This is a genomic window from Mesorhizobium sp. LNJC394B00, from assembly GCF_000502555.1.
Lineage (GTDB): Bacteria > Pseudomonadota > Alphaproteobacteria > Rhizobiales > Rhizobiaceae > Mesorhizobium.
In genome coordinates this window covers 158,580-176,344 of record NZ_AYWH01000002.1, presented here as the reverse complement: position 1 = coordinate 176,344, position 17,765 = coordinate 158,580, and the positions used below count along the sequence as shown (strand labels likewise).

At 64.3% G+C, this 17,765-nt stretch carries 17 protein-coding genes; 10 read left to right on the top strand and 7 right to left on the bottom strand.

All coding sequences use genetic code 11. From position 1 onward, the window contains the following. Window positions 1-106: 106 nt before the first annotated feature. On the bottom strand, window positions 107-790 hold the full coding sequence (locus X751_RS158270; protein WP_023744057.1) for a TetR/AcrR family transcriptional regulator: 684 nt from the start codon (window positions 788-790) through the stop codon (window positions 107-109). Between the two features lie 111 nt (window positions 791-901). Between X751_RS158270 and X751_RS158275 the strand changes: the two genes are divergently transcribed. From X751_RS158275 to X751_RS158285, 3 genes are read left to right on the top strand one after another with little or no spacing between them, the layout of a single operon-like run. Further along, on the top strand, window positions 902-2,095 hold the full coding sequence (locus X751_RS158275; RefSeq protein ID WP_023744056.1) for a Tm-1-like ATP-binding domain-containing protein: 1,194 nt from the start codon (window positions 902-904) through the stop codon (window positions 2,093-2,095). Between the two features lie 13 nt (window positions 2,096-2,108). Beyond that, a complete protein-coding gene (locus X751_RS158280) occupies window positions 2,109-2,963 on the top strand; it encodes a phosphoenolpyruvate hydrolase family protein (RefSeq protein WP_023737505.1) in 855 nt (284 codons plus the stop codon). Window positions 2,964-2,967: 4 nt separating this feature from the next. After that, entirely contained in the window at window positions 2,968-3,384 is a 417-nt protein-coding gene (locus tag X751_RS158285) for a cupin domain-containing protein (RefSeq protein WP_023737504.1), read from the top strand. 169 nt (window positions 3,385-3,553) lie between these two features. On the opposite strand, the gene X751_RS158290 is transcribed toward X751_RS158285, so the two are convergent. After that, window positions 3,554-4,744 (bottom strand): Xaa-Pro peptidase family protein, encoded by a 1,191-nt coding sequence (locus X751_RS158290; protein ID WP_023744055.1) that lies wholly within the window; start codon window positions 4,742-4,744, stop codon window positions 3,554-3,556. Window positions 4,745-5,107: 363 nt separating this feature from the next. Here X751_RS158290 and X751_RS158295 point away from each other — a divergent pair, with 363 nt between their 5' ends. The 6 genes from X751_RS158295 (at window position 5,108) to X751_RS158320 (ending at window position 11,117) form a co-directional block, all read left to right on the top strand. Beyond that, window positions 5,108-6,712: an ABC transporter substrate-binding protein gene (locus X751_RS158295; protein ID WP_031246956.1), complete on the top strand. Its 1,605-nt coding sequence runs from the start codon at window positions 5,108-5,110 to the stop codon at window positions 6,710-6,712. A gap of 249 nt (window positions 6,713-6,961) precedes the next feature. Continuing rightward, a complete protein-coding gene (locus X751_RS158300) occupies window positions 6,962-7,948 on the top strand; it encodes an ABC transporter permease (RefSeq protein ID WP_023726422.1) in 987 nt (328 codons plus the stop codon). Continuing rightward, window positions 7,945-8,775, top strand: coding sequence for an ABC transporter permease (locus X751_RS158305; RefSeq protein WP_023726421.1), 831 nt, complete (start codon window positions 7,945-7,947; stop codon window positions 8,773-8,775). Before X751_RS158300 ends, X751_RS158305 begins: the two co-directional genes overlap by 4 nt. Next, window positions 8,772-9,773 (top strand): ABC transporter ATP-binding protein, encoded by a 1,002-nt coding sequence (locus tag X751_RS158310; protein WP_031246955.1) that lies wholly within the window; start codon window positions 8,772-8,774, stop codon window positions 9,771-9,773. Before X751_RS158305 ends, X751_RS158310 begins: the two co-directional genes overlap by 4 nt. Continuing rightward, window positions 9,770-10,546, top strand: coding sequence for an ATP-binding cassette domain-containing protein (locus X751_RS158315; RefSeq protein ID WP_023744052.1), 777 nt, complete (start codon window positions 9,770-9,772; stop codon window positions 10,544-10,546). The genes X751_RS158310 and X751_RS158315 overlap by 4 nt, the downstream gene beginning before the upstream one ends. A 58-nt stretch (window positions 10,547-10,604) precedes the next feature. Further along, window positions 10,605-11,117 carry an L-2-amino-thiazoline-4-carboxylic acid hydrolase gene (locus X751_RS158320; RefSeq protein WP_023744051.1) on the top strand — a complete coding sequence of 171 codons (513 nt, stop codon included), beginning with the start codon at window positions 10,605-10,607 and terminating at the stop codon, window positions 11,115-11,117. A 10-nt stretch (window positions 11,118-11,127) separates the two neighbouring features. Here X751_RS158320 and X751_RS158325 read toward each other — a convergent pair whose 3' ends face one another. Genes X751_RS158325 through X751_RS158345 form a run of 5 tightly spaced genes read right to left on the bottom strand, consistent with a single transcriptional unit; the run spans window position 11,128 to window position 16,165 of the window. Then, a complete protein-coding gene (locus X751_RS158325) occupies window positions 11,128-11,910 on the bottom strand; it encodes a DeoR/GlpR family DNA-binding transcription regulator (protein WP_023744050.1) in 783 nt (260 codons plus the stop codon). A gap of 2 nt (window positions 11,911-11,912) precedes the next feature. After that, window positions 11,913-12,716, bottom strand: coding sequence for an HAD-IIB family hydrolase (locus X751_RS158330; RefSeq protein WP_023692036.1), 804 nt, complete (start codon window positions 12,714-12,716; stop codon window positions 11,913-11,915). A 7-nt stretch (window positions 12,717-12,723) separates the two neighbouring features. Further along, complete coding sequence (locus tag X751_RS158335; RefSeq protein WP_084013567.1) at window positions 12,724-14,016, bottom strand: iron-containing alcohol dehydrogenase; 1,293 nt, start codon at window positions 14,014-14,016, stop codon at window positions 12,724-12,726. Window positions 14,017-14,030: 14 nt separating this feature from the next. Continuing rightward, the gene (locus tag X751_RS158340) at window positions 14,031-15,488 is read right to left on the bottom strand and encodes an FGGY family carbohydrate kinase (protein WP_023714147.1); all 1,458 of its coding nucleotides are present in this window, start codon (window positions 15,486-15,488) and stop codon (window positions 14,031-14,033) included. Beyond that, window positions 15,488-16,165, bottom strand: coding sequence for a 4-hydroxythreonine-4-phosphate dehydrogenase (locus X751_RS158345; RefSeq protein ID WP_023672934.1), 678 nt, complete (start codon window positions 16,163-16,165; stop codon window positions 15,488-15,490). Before X751_RS158345 ends, X751_RS158340 begins: the two co-directional genes overlap by 1 nt. Before the next feature lie 237 nt (window positions 16,166-16,402). Here X751_RS158345 and X751_RS158350 point away from each other — a divergent pair, with 237 nt between their 5' ends. Further along, a complete protein-coding gene (locus X751_RS158350; protein ID WP_023672935.1) occupies window positions 16,403-17,716 on the top strand; it encodes a sugar ABC transporter substrate-binding protein in 1,314 nt (437 codons plus the stop codon). Window positions 17,717-17,765: the final 49 nt, after the last annotated feature.

The following is a 17,765-nucleotide window of genomic DNA, read 5'->3' as shown; positions in this document are numbered from 1 at the left end:
TTCCCTTAATTTTCCTACTCCTTGATATAGGAGAGCCTTGTTTCGGCATCTACATCCTGGTTAACATCAGTAGTGGTCGTTCAAATCTGGTCGAACCAGATTGGCGCTATTTCGCCGATGCCGCTGGCAGGGCCGCATCGGTTTCAGCCGTTGATTCCGCCATCGCCGTGCGCACCAGCGCGCCCGCCGCCCATTGCGCGACCGACCGCATGCCGCGGCTATCGAGCTCCCATATATCCTTCAGCACGATCAGCACTTCGACGCCGAACATCATCGACAGCGCCTGTGCCAGTCGCTTGAACTCGCGCGGCGGCAGCCGGCCCTTGAGCGGTGCGATGGCGTCCTTCAGCAGCTGGACGCGATGTCCGCGCGTGAATTGCGGTTCGCCGTCCAACGTGCCCGCCTGCCGCTGCGCCCATTGGTCGAGCGACAGTTTCAGCGCCGCCTTGAAAGTTGCCTCGAAAGCCTCGATGCGCGGCATGGCGGTGTCGAACAGTTCGGCGACGCGGCGCCCGGCATCGGTGGACGTCGATTGCCAGGTCAGGATCGGCCCAAGCCCCTCGTCGACCACCGCCTGCACCAGGGCTGCCTGGCTTGGGAAATAGCGATAGGCGGTGGCGCGCGACACTTGCGCCGCCTCCGCGACTTCGCTGACAGACGGGGTGACGCCCGCCTGCATCAGCCGCGTCGCCGTCTCCAGCATCAGCCGTTTTGTGCGGGCCCGCGGGCCGCGTTCGGCAGCCTCGTTGGCGTCGTCGTTCCCAGCGGCTTGTTGACGTGAGACTTCCATGTCAATACGATACGCGCGTCTCAAAAAATTGCAATGACCTTTGCCTACCGAAAGGCCGGCAAAGGGCGACAGGCGGCCCGGCGCCGGTCGGCCGGTGACGGGAGAAACGCGATGAAGCGCATCTACGTGGTGGGCACAGCCGACACCAAGGGCGAGGAACTTGCCTTCCTGGCCGATGCTATTGCCGCCACCGGCAGTTCGGTTGCCCGTGTCGACATCGGAACGCGCGGCGCCACCGTGCCGGTCGATATCCCGGCCAGCGAGGTCGCGGCGCATCATCCGGATGGAGCCAGTGGCGTGCTCGGCATCGTCGATCGCGGCACGGCGGTGGCCGGCATGAGCGCCGCCTTCACAAATTTCATTCCGTCGCGCGACGACATATCAGGCGTGATCGGCATTGGCGGCGGCGGCGGCACGTCGATCATCACTGCCGGCATGCGCGCGCTGCCGCTTGGGCTGCCCAAGATCATGGTCTCGACGCTCGCCTCCGGCGACACCGCGGCCTATGTCGACGTCTCCGACATCATCATGATGCCATCGGTCACCGATATGGCGGGACTGAACCGGCTGTCACGCGTCGTGCTGCACAATGCGGCGCAGGCAATCGCCGGCATGGCCGCCAGGCCGGCGCCAGTCGCCACTGGCAAGCCGGCACTCGGGCTCACCATGTTCGGCGTCACCACGCCTTGCGTGACCGCCATCGCGGATCAGTTGCGCGCCAACTACGACTGCATGGTCTTCCACGCCACCGGCACCGGCGGCCGCTCGATGGAGAAGCTCGCGGACTCGGGCCTGCTCGCCGGCGTCATCGACATCACCACGACGGAAGTCTGCGACCTGTTGTTCGGCGGCGTGCTGCCGGCGACGGAGGACCGCTTCGGCGCTATCGCCCGCACCAAGCTGCCCTATGTAGGCTCGGTCGGCGCGCTGGACATGGTCAATTTCTGGGCGCCGCCGACCATTCCCGAGAAGTTTAGGGGCCGGCTGTTCTACGAGCACAATCCCAACGTCACACTGATGCGCACCACGGTGGACGAATGCCGCGGTATAGGCGAGTGGATCGGCACCAGGCTCGCTCGCTGCGAGGGCCCTGTGCATTTCCTGATCCCCGAAAAAGGCGTCTCGGCACTCGACATCGAGGGCGGCGCCTTCTTCGACCCCGAAGCCGACGCCGTGCTGTTCGATGCCGTCGAGCGCACCATCAAGCCGAACGCCGCGCGCCGCGTCACACGCCTGCCGTTGCACATCAACGATCCGGAATTTGCCAAAGCCGCAACCGCGGCCTTCCTCGACATCGCCAGATAGTGAGAGCCAACAAATGCCCGCAATACCGCGCAAAGACATATTGAAGAAGTTCAAGGCGATGATCGCCGACGGCGTGCCCATCGTCGGGGGCGGCGCCGGCACCGGCCTGTCGGCCAAGGCCGAGGAAGCCGGCGGCATCGACCTCATCATCATCTACAATTCCGGCCGCTACCGCATGGCCGGGCGCGGCTCGGCTGCCGGCCTGCTCGCCTATGGCAACGCCAACGAGATCGTCAAGGAAATGGCCTACGAGGTGCTGCCGGTGGTCAAAAAGACGCCGGTGCTGGCCGGTGTCAACGGCACCGATCCCTTCGTCATCATGCCGCTGCTGCTTGCCGAGCTGAAGACGATGGGCTTTTCCGGCGTGCAGAATTTCCCGACCATCGGCCTGTTCGATGGCAGCATGCGCCAGAGTTTTGAGGAAACCGGCATGGGCTTCGGGCTGGAGGTCGACATGATCGCCGAGGCGCACAGGCTCGATCTTCTGACCACGCCCTATGTCTTCAACCCCGACGAGGCGCGCGCCATGACAAAAGCCGGCGCCGACATCGTCGTTGCCCATATGGGGGTGACGACCGGCGGCTCGATCGGAGCCACGTCGGCCAAGTCGCTCGACGACTGCGTGGTCGAGATCGACGCCATCGCCAACGCGGCGCGCTCGGTGCGCAAGGATGTCATCCTGCTTTGCCATGGCGGGCCAATCTCGATGCCGGATGATGCCCGCTACATCCTCGACCGCTGCAAGGGCCTGCATGGCTTTTATGGCGCGAGTTCGATGGAACGGCTGCCGGCTGAAGCCGCGATCGCCAGGCAGACGGCGGATTTCAAGGCCGTCACGCTGCACGACCAGAAGAAAAAGAAGGGATGAGATCATGACCGACAAGAGCAAGGTGTTCGTATACCCGAAGGACGTGAGCGCCTTCGGCTTTGACTGGGGCAAGCTGTCGCTGACAGTCGCGCCTGAAGTGAATGGCGCTGAGCGCTTTTCCGGCGGTGTCGTCGACCTGCCCTCAGGCAAGGGACACACGCGCCACAACCATCCCGGCGCGGAAGAGATCATCTTCGTTATGTCGGGCAATGGCGAGCAGATGGTCGAGGACGAGGAGGGCAATCCGGTCGTCGCCAAGGTCGGCCCCGGCTGCACCATCTATGTGCCGGAAAGCCGTTTCCATTCGACGCTGAATACCGGCGATGGGCCGATGCAGCTCTTCGTCGTCTATTCGCCGGCCGGACCGGAACTGGTGCTGCGGGAGCTGCCGGATTTCAGGCTGATCCCGGCGGGGAAGTAATCGCGAAAGGCCCCCTTCATCCGGCCGCTTCGCGGCCACCTTCTCCCCGAGGGGAGAAGAGGCAGGAGCCAGCGCCGGCGCAAACTCCTCTCCCCTCGGGGAGAGGTCGGATAGCCCGAATTGCCCTTCGCAATTCGGATGGCAATCCGGGTGAGGGGGTAGCGCCGAGCTAGGCTATCCCACCTCTATTCCAGCCCCGCGCCCGATCCCCAAACATCACATATCCCGCATCCGTCACCGCCAACGTGTCCTCCAACTTGATGAACCCCCGCGTCGGGTGAAGCATGGTCGTCTCCACCGACAGCACCATGTTTGTCTCCAGCGGCTTGGCGGCATAGGTGCCTTCATAGGTCACCGGATGGTTGGTCATCAGGAACGGAGCCTCATGCGTGATCAGGCCCATGCCGTGGGCGAAGAAATCCGTGTAGGGCGCGACTTTGGAGGCCTTCAGCACACCCTCGGCATGCGAAATCATGTCGCCGCCGATGGTGCCCGCCCTCACCTTCGAGAACGCCGCCTGCTGCACCGTCTCGACCTCGGCCAATAGATCCTCAAGCTCGGCATCCGGTTCGCCCAGAATGCCCATGCGGCAGAGATCGCCAATATAGCCGTGATAATTGCCGCCGGAATCGATCGACAGCACTTCGCCCTTTTTCCACGCCTGCGGTGACGCCGCGCGGTTGTAGCTGGCGCCCAACGTCAGCAGGCAATATTCGAAATGCGCGCCGCGATTGGTTTCCTCACGCCGCAGCTGCTCGATGATCTCCGCCTTGGTCGTGCCTTCATGCGCCCACCGGATGGTCGCCAACATGGAATCGGTGATCAGCTCGGAGGCGATACGCAGCTTTTCCAGCTCGGCGTCCGTCTTGATGGCGCGCATGCTCTCCAGCATGCCGGTCGCGTCGATCAGCCTGGCATCCGGCAACGCCTTGCGGATCAGCGCATAGGCGTCCGACGGCAGGAAGGCCGGCTCGATGCCGAGGCGGGCGCCGGCCTTGCCGATCTTGCTGATGTGCTCGACCGCAAGATTGGCAGCATCGAGCGTGCCCCAGCAGGCGGCATGCAGCGTCGGCGTCCAGAACGGGCTGTTCTGGTGCTCGGCGCCTTCCATGCGGTTGCCGATATAGGCGGCATGACCGGGCCCGCCCTTTTCATAGAGGACGATAGGCAGGTAACGGCTATGGCCGATCGCATCCATGGCGGCAAAGAAGATGAACTTGTAGCCGCCAAGCAGATACTGCGTGTTGTGCTTGGAGGTCGCGAGCAGAACATCGATGCCGGCCTCTTCCATCAGCCGGTCGACCCTCACCTGATCGAACGGGATATTGCTGACGGCGCTCTTGCCCGGGGCGATGTTCATCTTTCTCTCCCTGATATCAGTGGGATCGCCGGCCGTACTGCGTCCAATCCCTTGGCTTCGATCAAATCTGCACCATTTCGTTAACTCTGGTCCAGCCAGAAACAGGTTAGATTGCTTCGGCAGGCTGTCACCACTCGTCATTGCTGCACACTAAGGCAATCTGGTCCTACCAGAATACCAGAATGAAAGGGCCACCTCTAAAACTGGTCCAGAGGACGAAAATTTCAAAGCCAAGCAAGGATGCGCCAATTCCGTCTCTGGCGAAACCCTTGGCAAGGGCCATAATCGCCGCGAGGATGCTGGCGGGTGCGGCCAGCTTCGAGGGGTGCGCCCATCTGGTCGCGGAGAGGACGGAGGTTGATCATGTCGGATATTTCCAGACGCACGCTGCTAGGCGGCTCAGTTTTACTGCTGGCCTCCACCGCCATGCCCACATTCAGCTGGGCGCAGACGCCGAAGAAGGGCGGCCGCCTCGTGCTTGCCGCCGATTCCGAGCCGCGCAACCTCAATCCCGCCATCGTCGCCTCCAACGGCGTCTTCTTCATCTCCAGCAAGATCGTCGAAACGCTGGCCGAAGCCTCGTTCGAAGGCAAGGACGGACTGGAACCGCGCCTTGCGCTCTCCTGGGAAGGTGCTGCCGACGGGCTGTCGGTGACCTTCAAACTGCGCGACGGCGTCAAGTGGCATGACGGCAAGCCGTTCACCTCGGCCGACGTCGCCTTCTCGGCGCTGCAGATCTGGAAGCCGCTGCAAAATCTCGGCCGCACCGTGTTCAAGGATCTGGCCAGCGTCGACACCCCTGACGATCTGACCGCCGTCTTCAAATTCGCCAAGCCAACGCCGTTCCAGCTGATCCGCAACGCGCTGCCGGCGCTGTCAAGCGTGGTGCCGAAGCACATCTACGAGGTCGGCAAGATCGAGGACAACCCGGCCAACAATGCACCCATCGGCACCGGACCGTTCAAGTTCGGCGAATACAAGGCCGGCCAGTATTACAAGCTGACCAGGAATGCGGATTACTGGGCCAAGGACGAGCCGTATCTCGACGAGATCATCTACCAGGTGCTGCCCGACCGCACGTCGGCTGCAGCGGCGCTCGAGGCCGAAGAGATCCAGCTCGCCGCCTTCTCCGCCGTGCCGCTCGCCGATCTCGACCGCATCTCCAAGGTGCCGGGCCTGAAGGTCATCTCCAAGGGCTATGAGGGGCTGACCTATCAGCTCGTCGTCGAGATCAACCATCGCCGCAAGGAACTGGCCGACGTGAAGGTCCGCCAGGCGATCGCGCATGCCATCGACAAGGACTTCGTCGTCAAGACGGTGTTCCTCGGCTATGCCGCCACCGCCACCGGCCCGGTGCCGAAGAACGATCCGCAATTCTACACTGCCGACGTGCCGATCTATCCATTCGACGTCGCCAAGGCCAACGCCTTGCTCGACGACGCGGGGTACAAGCGCGCCGATGACGGCAAGCGTTTTGCGCTGAAACTCCTGCCGGCACCCTATTTCAACGAGACGAAGCAGTTCGGCGACTATCTGCGCCAGGCGCTGGCGGCAATCGGCATCGACGCCGTGATCGTCAACAACGACTCGGCCGCGCACATCAAGGCCGTCTACACCGACCACGCCTTCGACCTCGCCGTCGGCCCGCCGGTGTTCCGCGGCGACCCGGCGATCTCGACCACCATCCTGGTGCAGAGCGGCATTCCCGACGGCGTGCCGTTCTCCAACCAGGGCGGCTACAAGAACGCCGCGCTCGACGCGCTGATCGCCAAGGCTTCGGAGACGCTGGATACGTCAGCGCGCACCGACCTCTACAAGGAATTCCAGAAACAGGTCGCGGCGGACCTGCCGCTGATCAACGTCGCCGAATGGAGCTTCATCAGCGTCGCGCGCGATACCGTGGGCAACATCGCCAACAACCCGCGATGGGCGGTGTCGAACTGGGCGGACACCTATCTGGCTGGCTAGCGATCAGCCCGGCATGCTTGCGCATCGGTTGGACGAATGCTCATCATCAGGGATGAGAGTTCCTTCACGCCTCTGTTCTGTCCTGCCGGATAGCGCCAACCTTCACCCTCCCCCTTGTGGGGAGGGTCGGCGAGCGGTTGCTGCGCAGCGGCAGCCGCTCGACGGGGTGGGGGTAGCGCCCTACGAGAACCCCCACCCCGCTCCGCTTCGCGGATCGACCCTCCCCACAAGGGGGAGGGTAAGGCAGCCATGACCCGTGCCCTCACCCTCATTCGCCGTCGCCTCGTCGGCAGCATCTTCGTGCTGCTGATCGTCATCATCGGCACATTCCTCCTCCTGGAAGCCGCCCCCGGTGACGCGGTCGACGCCTACATCGTCTCGACCGGCGGCGACGCCGGCATGATCGAATTGCTGCGTCATCGCTGGGGCCTCGACCAGTCCGAGCTGACACGGCTCGCCAACTATCTCTGGGCGCTGCTGCATTTCGACCTCGGCCAGTCCGTTACCTTCTCGCGGCCAATTCGCGATGTTATCCTGGAACGCCTGCCGACGACACTGCTCCTGATGGTCACCGCCACCGCGCTCTCCTTCGGGCTCGGCTCGGCGCTCGGCATCTACGCCGGCGCCAGACCCGGCAGCTTTCGCGACCGCTTCCTGTCGATCGGCTCGCTGGCGCTTTATGCGGTGCCGGGCTTCTGGCTCGGCCTGGTGCTGATCGTCGTCTTTGCCGTCGACCTGCGCTGGCTGCCGATCGGCGGCATCGAGAGCCTGGCCTCGGACAAGACCGGTTTTGACCGCGCCACCGACATCGCCGTCCACCTCGTCCTGCCGGTTTCCGCGCTCGGCTTCATCTATCTCGCGCTCTATCTGCGCATGATGCGCGCCGGCATGGCCGAGGCGTGGCGGCAGGATTTTGTACTCGCCGCCCGCGCCAGGGGGCTGTCACGCCGCCGCATCGTGCTCGCCCATGTCGCCCGCAACGCGCTCTTGCCGCTGGTCACCATGCTCGGCCTGCAATCGGCGCAGATGCTGGGCGGCAGCGTCGTCATCGAAAGCGTCTTTGCCGTGCCCGGGCTCGGCCGGCTGGCGCAGGAAGCGGTCGCTTCGCGCGACACGCCGCTGCTGCTCGGCATCATCCTCACCAGCGCCGTCCTCGTCATTGCCGTCAACCTTGCAGTCGACATCGCCTACGCCTTCCTCGACCCGCGCGTCGGCGCCAGCGAGGCCAGCGCGTGAGCGCGCTGCCGCGGTTCCTGCGCCGGCCGGAAGCGGTCGCCGGCGCGATCATCCTGGCGCTTCTGTTCGCCATGGCGCTGTTTGCGTCGCTGCTCTTCCCCGGCGACCCGCAGGCCATTGCCGGACCAGCACTGCTGCCGCCGTTCCAGGACTGGTCGCTGCCGCTCGGCACCGACCGGCTCGGCCGTGACGTGCTGTCCGAACTGTTCCACGGCGCCCGCACCTCGCTGGCGGTCGGCCTGGCGGCGGCAGCGGCGGCACTCTTCATCGGCGCGGTCGTCGGCACGCTGGCCGGCTTTGCCGGCGGCCTTGTGGACGAGGGGCTGATGCGCATCACCGATGCCTTCCAGACCGTGCCGAGTTTTCTCCTGGCGCTGGCCTTCGTCAGCGTCGTCGGGCCGTCGCTCGGCGTCGTCGTCACGGCAATAGCGCTTGGCGCCTGGACCGGACCGGCGCGTGTAGCGCGCGCCGAAGTGCTGTCGATCCGCGAGCGCGATTACGTCGCCGGCGCTCGCGTCATCGGCATGCATCCGCTTGAGATCGCTTTTCGCGAGGTGTTGCCCAACGCGTTGCCGCCGGTGCTGGCCTTGTCCTCGGTGATCGTGGCCGCCGCGATCCTCACCGAGGCAGCGCTGTCCTTCCTCGGTCTCGGCGACCCCAATCGCGTCACTTGGGGCGGCATGATCGCCGAGGGCCGCACTGTGCTGCGCACCGCGCCCTTTCTGTCGATCGTTCCGGGCATCGCCTTGGTGCTGACCGTGCTTGGCGTCTATCTCACCGGCGAAGGCGTGGTCGAAACGACGGCGGTGCGGAGGAGCCTGTCGTGACCGCACTGGCTGAGATACGCGATCTGTCAGTGCGCTATCGGCGAGATGGCAGCGAGGTGACGGCGCTGAAGGGGGTCAGCCTGGATGTTATTGCCGGCGAGCGGCTGGCGATCATTGGCGAAAGCGGGTCGGGGAAGAGCACGCTGGCGCTGGCGGTGGCTGGACTGCTGCCGGCGAGCGCCAAGATTGAAGGGCATTTCAAGTGGCAATTTCAGGCGCCGCGATCCTTCCCACCCCCTTCTGTCCTGCCGGACATCTCCCCCGCAAGGGGGGAGATCAGCAGCTTTGCCGACGGCTTCCCTTCTGCAACGTTCGTGGTTGGCGAAGGCGGAGATGAGAGAGCAATCTCCCCCCTTGCGGGGGAGATGTCCGGCAGGACAGAGGGGGGTGTGACGGAACGCCGACCTCTCAAATTAACCGAACCCAGTACGCTCCCCCTTCCCGGTCGCGACATTGGTTTCGTCTTCCAGGACCCCTCCGCCAGCCTCGACCCCGTCATGACCGTCGGCAAACAGATCGCCGAAGTCGCCCGCACCCACCTCGGCCTCGACTGGCCACAAGCTTACGCCAAAGCCAAAACCCTGCTCCAACGTGTCCGGCTGCCCGACCCACAAACCGCCATGCGTGCTTTCCCGCACCAGCTCTCCGGCGGCCAGAAGCAGCGCGTTGCTGTTGCCGCGGCCATTGCAGCCGGTCCGAAACTGCTGATCGCCGATGAGGCGACCAGCGCGCTGGACACCATTGTGCAAGCCGAAATCGTCAGCCTCATTCGGCAACTGGTGGCGGAGGACGGCATGACGCTGCTGTTCATCAGCCACGACATCGCGCTGGCCGCCGAACTCGCAGAGCGTATCGCTGTATTCCGGAACGCCGAACTGATCGAACTCGGCCCGACGGAGCAAATCATAAACGCCCCGCGCCATGCCTATACACGAACGCTGCTCGACGCCCATCTCGGCCTCGACGCCGATCCGCTGCTACGACGGGCGCCGGCATGAACTTGCTCACCGTCTCCGGTCTTACCAAGCGATACCGTCGTGGCGGCAAGGCCATCGCGCACGTCGACGGTGTCTCCTTCGCCATCGAACCCGGCGAGACGCTGGCGCTGGCCGGGCCCTCCGGCGGCGGCAAGTCGACGATCGCGCGGCTGGTGCTTAGGTTGATCGAGCCGGACGCCGGCACCGTCCAGTTCGAAGGCGATGACTTTCTGCTCTTGAAGGGTGCGGCCCTGCGCACCAAGCGCGCGCGCCTGCAAATGGTGTTCCAGGATCCGCTCGCCGCGTTCAACCCGCGCGCCACGGTGGCTCGCGTGCTTGACGATCCCTTGCGCATCCATGCCATCGCTTCCCGCGCCGAGAGGCCGGCCCGCATTGCTGCCTTGCTGGATCGCGTCGGGCTGGCAGCCGATCTCGCCCCGCGCGCCATTCACGAAATCTCCGGCGGCCAGCGCCAGCGCGTCGCCATCGCCCGCGCCATTGCGACAAACCCGTCGCTGATCGTGCTCGACGAGGCAGTGTCGGCGCTCGATGTTTCGGTGCGCGGACAGATCCTCGAACTGCTGCTCGACCTGCAAGCCAGGGAACGGATCGCCTATCTCTTCATTTCGCACGATCTCGGCGTGGTCCGTGCGATCGCTCACCGCGTCGTCCTTCTCGACGCCGGGCGGATCGCCGAGAGCGGCGACGCCCGCACCATCATCGACGGGCCGCAATCGGCGGTCGGCAAGGCGCTGGTGGCGGCCGCGCCAAGATTGAACAGGATCCGGCCATGATCCCGCAAAGTGCAAACCCGTTTGCGGACAAGATCATGGTCAAAGGCAAGGACACATCATGACCGATCCCGAAGCACCCAGAGCCGAAAAACTCTCGCGCGAACTCGATTCCGCCTTCCGCAACCGCGCCGATCTCTACCGCCTGTTTCTCGACGAGCTGACCGGCGAACTCGGCGCGGAAAAGGCCGAGGCGATCATGATCCGCACCATCGAGCAGCGCGGCAAGGAGGTGGCGGCGGCCGCCTTCGCCCGTTTCGGACCTAACGACGCGCCGGCCATCGGCGAGGCATTTTTGGCCGTCAGCCCGGATGGCGGCCTGATGTATCCGACCGATGTCGAGCGCGGGCCGGACCACATCGCCTTCAAGGTGAAGCGTTGTCCGCTGAAGGACGCCTGGGTCGAGGCCGGTGTCGGTGATGAAAAACTCGCCACGCTCTGCCGCATCGCCGGCGCTTTCGACCGTGGTCTGTTCAAGGCAACGGGCGTGCGCTTCGACAATGTCACCTGGACGCCGGGCCACGGCCCCGGCTGCTGCCACATCGCGCTGACCAACCGGGATGCCGCCGGATAGCCAATGCTGATCAGTCGGCGGCAAACACATGCAGCTCCGTGCCCGCCTGTTCGGCAGCAGTGCGCAGGTCGGCCTTCGGTTCGCTGTCGGTGACGATATCGGCAATGTCATCGAGCCCGCAGATGCGTTCCAGACTGCTGCGGCCAAACTTGTCGTGGGTCACCACCAGCACCGCCGACAGTGAACGCGATATCATTGCGCGTTTAACGGCTGCGGCGCCCGAGATCATGTCGCTCGGACCATCGGCGCTTATCCCCGATGCCCCGATAATGGCGACGTCGGCATTGTAGCGGCGCAGGAACTCGACGGTGTCTTCGCCAAGCACGCTGCCTTCGCGGCTGTCATAGGTCCCGGGGCAAAGCAGCACGCGGAAGGTCGGATTGGCGCCGGCCACCGAGGCCACGCCGGTGGAATTGGTGATGATGGTCAGGTCGCGCTTCAGCTGCGAAAGGTTGCGCGCCACCTCATAAGTGGTCGAACCGCCATCGATCATCACGATCTGGCCCTTCTGGACCAGGCCCGCTGCGCCGCGGCCGATGCGGGCGCGCTCCTCGACCAGGGTCAGGCCGCGCTCCGAAATCACCGGCTCTGATGTCACCAGCGAGATCGTCGCACCGCCATAGGTGCGGTTGATCAGCCCGGCATCGCCGAGTTCGATGAGATCGCGGCGGATGGTCTCGCCGGCGACGCCGATGCGCCGTGCAAGTTTGGAGATGCGGATGGACGCCGACCGGCGCACTTCCGAAAGGATAAGCGCGTGCCGCTCCTTCTTCGTCAGTCGGCCCTGATCCATGATTATTCCATTCCCTTTGCAGCAATCAGTGCGTCGGCAAGCTCGGCAAACCCTTGCGCGCCGCGCCCGCTTGTGACGAAGGCAGGAGATGCCGGAAGTTCGCCGGCGAAGTCCAGCACATTAGCGACACCGACGCTGTTGGGGAAGAAGCCGAACATTGGCGCATCGTTTGGACTATCGCCGACGAAGACAATGCTGTCCTTGTCGTGGTCTATGTCTATACCAAAACAGTCGCGCAAGAATAGCCGGCTTGTTGACAGTTTGTCGTATTTGCCGAACCAGCCATTGACATGGATGGACGAGATTTTCGCCGCCGCTCCATAGCGCTGAAAGATAGCGACGATCTTCAGCACTTCAGATTTGGGCAGCGGCGCGACATCCTCGCGAAAATCGATCGCCAAATCGGCTTCGCGATAGGCCTGGTCAGCGGCGACCGCCGCACCCGGAATTTCCGCGAGCACGGCGCGTTCGATCTCGCGCAGGCGCGCCGCGTCAGCCTGCCTTTCCCCGGCACTCCTGGCATAGTGACGAACGATGCGCTTGGCAGTGCCGTCATAGCGGAAATAGAAAGCGCCGTTCTCGCCGATCACGCCATCGACCGGCCATTGCCGCGCGATCAGGTCGCACCAGCCGGCAGGGCGGCCGGTCACCGGCGCGACAAGGAAGCCGGCCTGCTTCAGCCGCTCGAGCGCCGCATAGGCTTTTGCCGGCAGCCGTCCCTTGTCGGTCAAGGTGTCGTCGATATCGGTCAGAACGACGGCGATGTTGCGCCGGTCTAGCGCGGTGAAGTCGGCAAGCGGACGCAGCACCCGCTCAGGCTCCCGCCGCAACCGTTTCGAGCGAGGCAGCCGCGACGTCGAGCATGGTGAACCTGTCGCGGATCAGCCGGGCATTGGCGACCGCCTCGTCGTAGAAGCCAGCCGGTATGGCAACCTCCTGCGGCGTGGTCGGCGCGCCGGCGGCGCGCAGTGCTGCCGCGATCTCGCGCGCCGGGCGTGCCACCCGCACCAGCCTTTCACGATGCGAGCGCCATTGCTTGGCCAGCATGGTGTTGATGGCGTTTGCCCGTTCGCGGTCCAGCAGCTTGGGCTTGAATGCCGCCCAGCAGGAACGTCCGAGCGTTTCGCCGAAGATCTCGATGAAGCGTTCTGGCGTATCCGCGGACGGCGCGAGCTGCAGCTCCGGCAGTGCCAGCACGCGCTCCTGCAGCCGCGCCATCGTCAACGTCGTCACCGCTACGTGTTCGCCGTGATGCGCCTCAGGCAATCCCTGGCCCCGCATGTCGATATAGTGGGCGATCAGATGTTCGCCCTGGCTGGCCGGATAAGAGCCGCCGCACAGTGTCATGCCGAGACCGGACATGACCAGCGTGCGCACCAGCACTTCCATCGCCTCAAGGTCGCCGGTCCCGAGTTCGCCGGCCTTGGCGATGAGCGCCTTCTCGTCCTCGGCCAGAAGCATGAACGGCGCCTGCCTGTAGGGCGTGCCGAGCAATAGATGCGCCATCAGCCAATCGGTCTGCGCGGTCGGCCGCGCCATCGAATCGCCGAAGCCGGCAGCGATCAGCCGGTGCGGCGCCCGCGCCATGACATCGAGATCGAGGAAGACGCCGACCGGCAGGCTGGCCGTCAGCGATTTCTTCAGGCCGTCCTCGGTGATTGCCGCCGACACCGAGGTGTAGCCGTTCATCGATGGCGCGGTGCCGAACACCGCATAAGGTTTTTGGGTGAGATGGGCAGCATATTTGGTGATGTCGTTGATCGAGCCAGATCCGACCGCGACCAGGCCGCTGGCGTCTTTCGTGCGTGCGATCACCGATCGCACCGCGTCCATGTCCGGATGCGGATGGCGCGGCAGGATGATCTTGTCGACATCGCTGCTGCCACGCAGTCCGATCGACACCCTCTCACCCAGCGCCAGCCTTGTGTCGGGATCCATGACCACGGCGAGCTTGCGGCCGAGCGGCAGCGGCTTGACCAGCGCATCGGCCTCGTCGCCGAGACCGCGCCCTATGACGATGGTCTTCAGCGGCACCGACAGCATTCCCTGGCTGTCCGGGTCAGGCAGCGTGCCGGCAATAAGGCGATCGAGCATTTGTCTGGACATAGGATGCAGTCCGGTCAATCAGCATGAAGCGGGGTCAGGGCATCGAACAAGGTGCGATACCGGCGGTAACTTCTGTCGTAGGCGGCCTTGGCGGAAGGATCAGGGTCGATCGTCTCGATGTGGCCGGCCAGCCTTTCAGCCGCCTGCTGCACTGAGGAGGTAAGGCCGATGGCTGCGGCGGCAAGGATTGCCGCACCGATCGGCGAGGCATCGGCCGCACCCGCGATCTCGACCGGCCTGCCGCTGACATCGGCACGGATTTGCGCCCATACCCGGCTGCGCGCGCCACCGCCTGAGAGCCGGATGCGATCCGTCGCGATATCGAGATCGTCCAGCCGGTCGACCACGTCGCGCATGGCAAAGGCACAGCCCTCCAGCACGGCACGGGCACAAGCGGCTTTGCCGTGGAAGGATGTCAGGCCGTAGAAAGCGGCACGCGCTTCGGCGATCCAGCGCGGCGCCATGGCACCGGACAACGCGGGCAAGAACAGCAAATCGTCGCTGCCGGCAACCACCGTCGCCGCCAGTTCCGACATCGCCGCCGGCGAATCGACGCCGAAGGTTGTTAGAAACCACGTCACCGCGCCGCCCGAGAGCCATCCGGGATTGGAGATGAAATAGCCGTCGCCGAGAAAGCCATGGGTCTCGACCAGGCCGCCGGGGTCGAGGCGAAGCGTGCCGGACACCGCGCCGACCACTTCGGCCGTGCCGAGATTGCAGGCGACGACACCGGGCACGACAACCCCGGCGCCTATGGCGGCCGAAAAATCATCGCCGGTGCCGACCGCCAGCGGCGTGCCCACAGGAAGACCGGTGAGCTCGGCGCCGGCGTGGGTCAAGGCGCCGGCGATCTCAGATGCATCGTCGATGCCGGGCAATTTATGTGCATCGATGTCGAAGGCCGCCAGCAGATCGCCGGCATAATTGTGCTCCTTCAGCCCATAGAGCATGGTCGTCGAGGCCAGCGCGTGATCGATGACGGCACGACCGCACAACGCTGCGACCACGAATGATACCGGTTGATGCCAGAGCGCCACTCGGCGCGCTTCGGGCAGGTTGCGCGCGGCCCAGCGGATTTTCGCCGCCATATGGGTGGCGTCCAGAACGAGACCGGTGCGCTCACGGATGAAGTCCGGGTCGATGGCGGCGATCTCTCCTGCCGCCCGCCGGTCCATCCAGATGATGCACGGAGCCAGCGCCTCACCATTGCGATCGACCGCGACGCAGCCGTCGAGCTGGCCGGCAATGGCAATACCCTTGATGTCGGACGGCGCAAGCCCAGCCTTGTCGAGCGCGCCGGCAATGGCCGGCTTGAGCGCCGCCAGCCACAGCGCCGGGTTCTGTTCGGCCCAGCCGGGCGCCGGGAAGGCCGGCTGGTACAACACAGCGGCCTCGCCACGCAGCCGCAATTCGTCATCGACAACGATCGCCTTTAGGCTTTGTGTGCCGAGATCGATGCCGATGACTGGCATTAGACACGCTCGCAATCCGCGAGGACATCCCGCAGTTGCGAGAGGATAGAACCTTTCGTCGGCGAATAGGAGCCATCGAAAACCGCTGTGCCAATGGTAAAAGCGTTGGCGCCGGCCAGCTTGATTGCCTTGATCCGATCGGCTGATGCCACAGCGCCGGCGACGATCAGATGCCGCGACGGACCAAGCCCGCGCCGGGCTGCGCGCACCAGTTCGGCCGGGTCGGCCTCGGTGGCGCGATAGGCGAGGATGTCGCATCCCGCACAACCCTTCTCGGCGAAGGCCCGGCAGTCGGCCTCGACATCCTCGGCCGAACCGCCGAGCTTGGTCGGATGGCCGACCGGCCGCCCGGGAAAAGGGTAGTATTCGGTGCCGCTCCCCTCCAGCAACGCCATGATCTCGTCGACCTGGGTACCACCGAGCAGGCGCTGGATGCCGAGATCCCTGGCGATGCGCGCGGAATTAAGGCAGGCCTCAGCCGTCGTCGAGACAACTTCCATGTAAGTGGTGGCGCCTGTCCGGCCAATGGCGACAGCGAGCTTGCGCAGCACATCCGGCGCGACGCCAATATCCTTGAAGCCGACATGCTTCAGGCCGACCGGCTCAATCAAATCGACCAGGTCGAGACAGTCCTCGACCGTGCGATCGTTGCGCGTCAGCATGAAGATGAAGTCCATCCGAAAGGTCCCTCGCCTGGTCGGGAAAGCCGGTTTGCTGCCGGTCTGTTAACACCTCCCAACCATTTGTTGCAAGGTGCCACATTTTGATTTGCAGTACCACACATTTTATGACAAAACGGGCGCCGGCCCGCCAGGCACGACTTCTAGGGAGAGGGAAGAATGCTCAAGCCGCTGAGACGTACCGCGTCCAGACTGCTCGTCGCAGTCGTATTTGTGTGGCCCCTGACGTGGCAAGTGACACAAGCGGACGCGTGGGATCTGAAAGAGGCGTCGAAACCCTATAGCGGCCAGACCATCCGCATGGTCGGCGAGGCGCTGCCGCCGCTCGAAGCGCTGAAGAAGATGGCGCCGGAGTTTGAAAAACAGACCGGCATCCATGTCGAAGTCGAGATGTACGAGCACTCGGAAGCCGTCAACAAGGTGCAGCTCGATCTCAACTCGCACCGCGGCCGCTACGACGTCATCATCCAGCCGCATCGCGAACTCGGCAAGTTCGCCACCAACAACCATCTGGTCGAAATCGCCAAGATGATGGCCGACCCGGCTTTGCGCGATCCGAGCTTCGAGCCGGAGAAGCAGCTCTACCAGACCGCCTGGCACGAAATCTCCTGGTATGACGGCAAGGAGTACGGCTTCCCCTTCACAGTGCTCAACATGTTCATGTGGTATCGCTCGGACCTGCTCGCCGATCCCAAGGAGCAGGCAGGCTTCAAGGCCAAGTATGGCTACGGCCTCGCTCCCGCCAAGGACTGGAAGCAATACCGCGATATCGCCGAATGGTTCTATCGCCCCGACCAGGGTTTTTACGGCACCGCCCTGCAGGGCAAGCGCCATGAGGCACTGTGGTATGAGTGGCTCAATTTCCTTTATTCCTTCGGCGGCGACGTGCTCGACGTGAAGAGCGGCTCGGCCTGCGGCCCGGTCATCGTCAACAGCCCCAAGGCCGTCGCCTCGCTCGAATATTACAAGAGCCTGCTGCAATTCTCGCCGCCGGACAGCCTCAACTATTTCTGGGATGATGTCATGGCGCTGATGCAGCAAGCCAAGGTCGCCGAGCTGATCATGTGGAACGACGCAACCTATGCCGTGTCGGTCGACACCACGGCCTCCACCGTGGTCGGCAAGGTTGGCTTCGATCTCGTGCCGCAAGGCGACGGCGGGAAGATCGGCCAGGTCGAGGGCTGGACCTATCTCATCCCGGTCTATTCGAAGAACCAGCAGGCCGCCTTCCTCTTCGTCCAGTGGATGATGGGCTATGACCGCCAGCTCGAACAGCATCTCAATGGCGGCGCTTCAGGTCGGCCGGATGTCTATGCCTCCGCCGAGGTGCAGAAGCTGCCCTATGCCAAGGCTTCGATGGAGGCCAACGAGCATGCGGTGCCGAAGGCGACGCTGCCGCAATCGGCCGAGATGACCGACATACTAGTGCGCGAACTGTCATCCTACCTCGCCGGCGAAAAGGAGGCGCAGGCCGCCCTCGACACCGCCGCCACCGACATCTCGACACTGCTCGGTTCTTGCGCACCCATGACCTATCCGGCACGATAGGCCTTGAGATGTCGCGCAGAGGCTACCCGCACAAGCGGGTAGCCGTTCT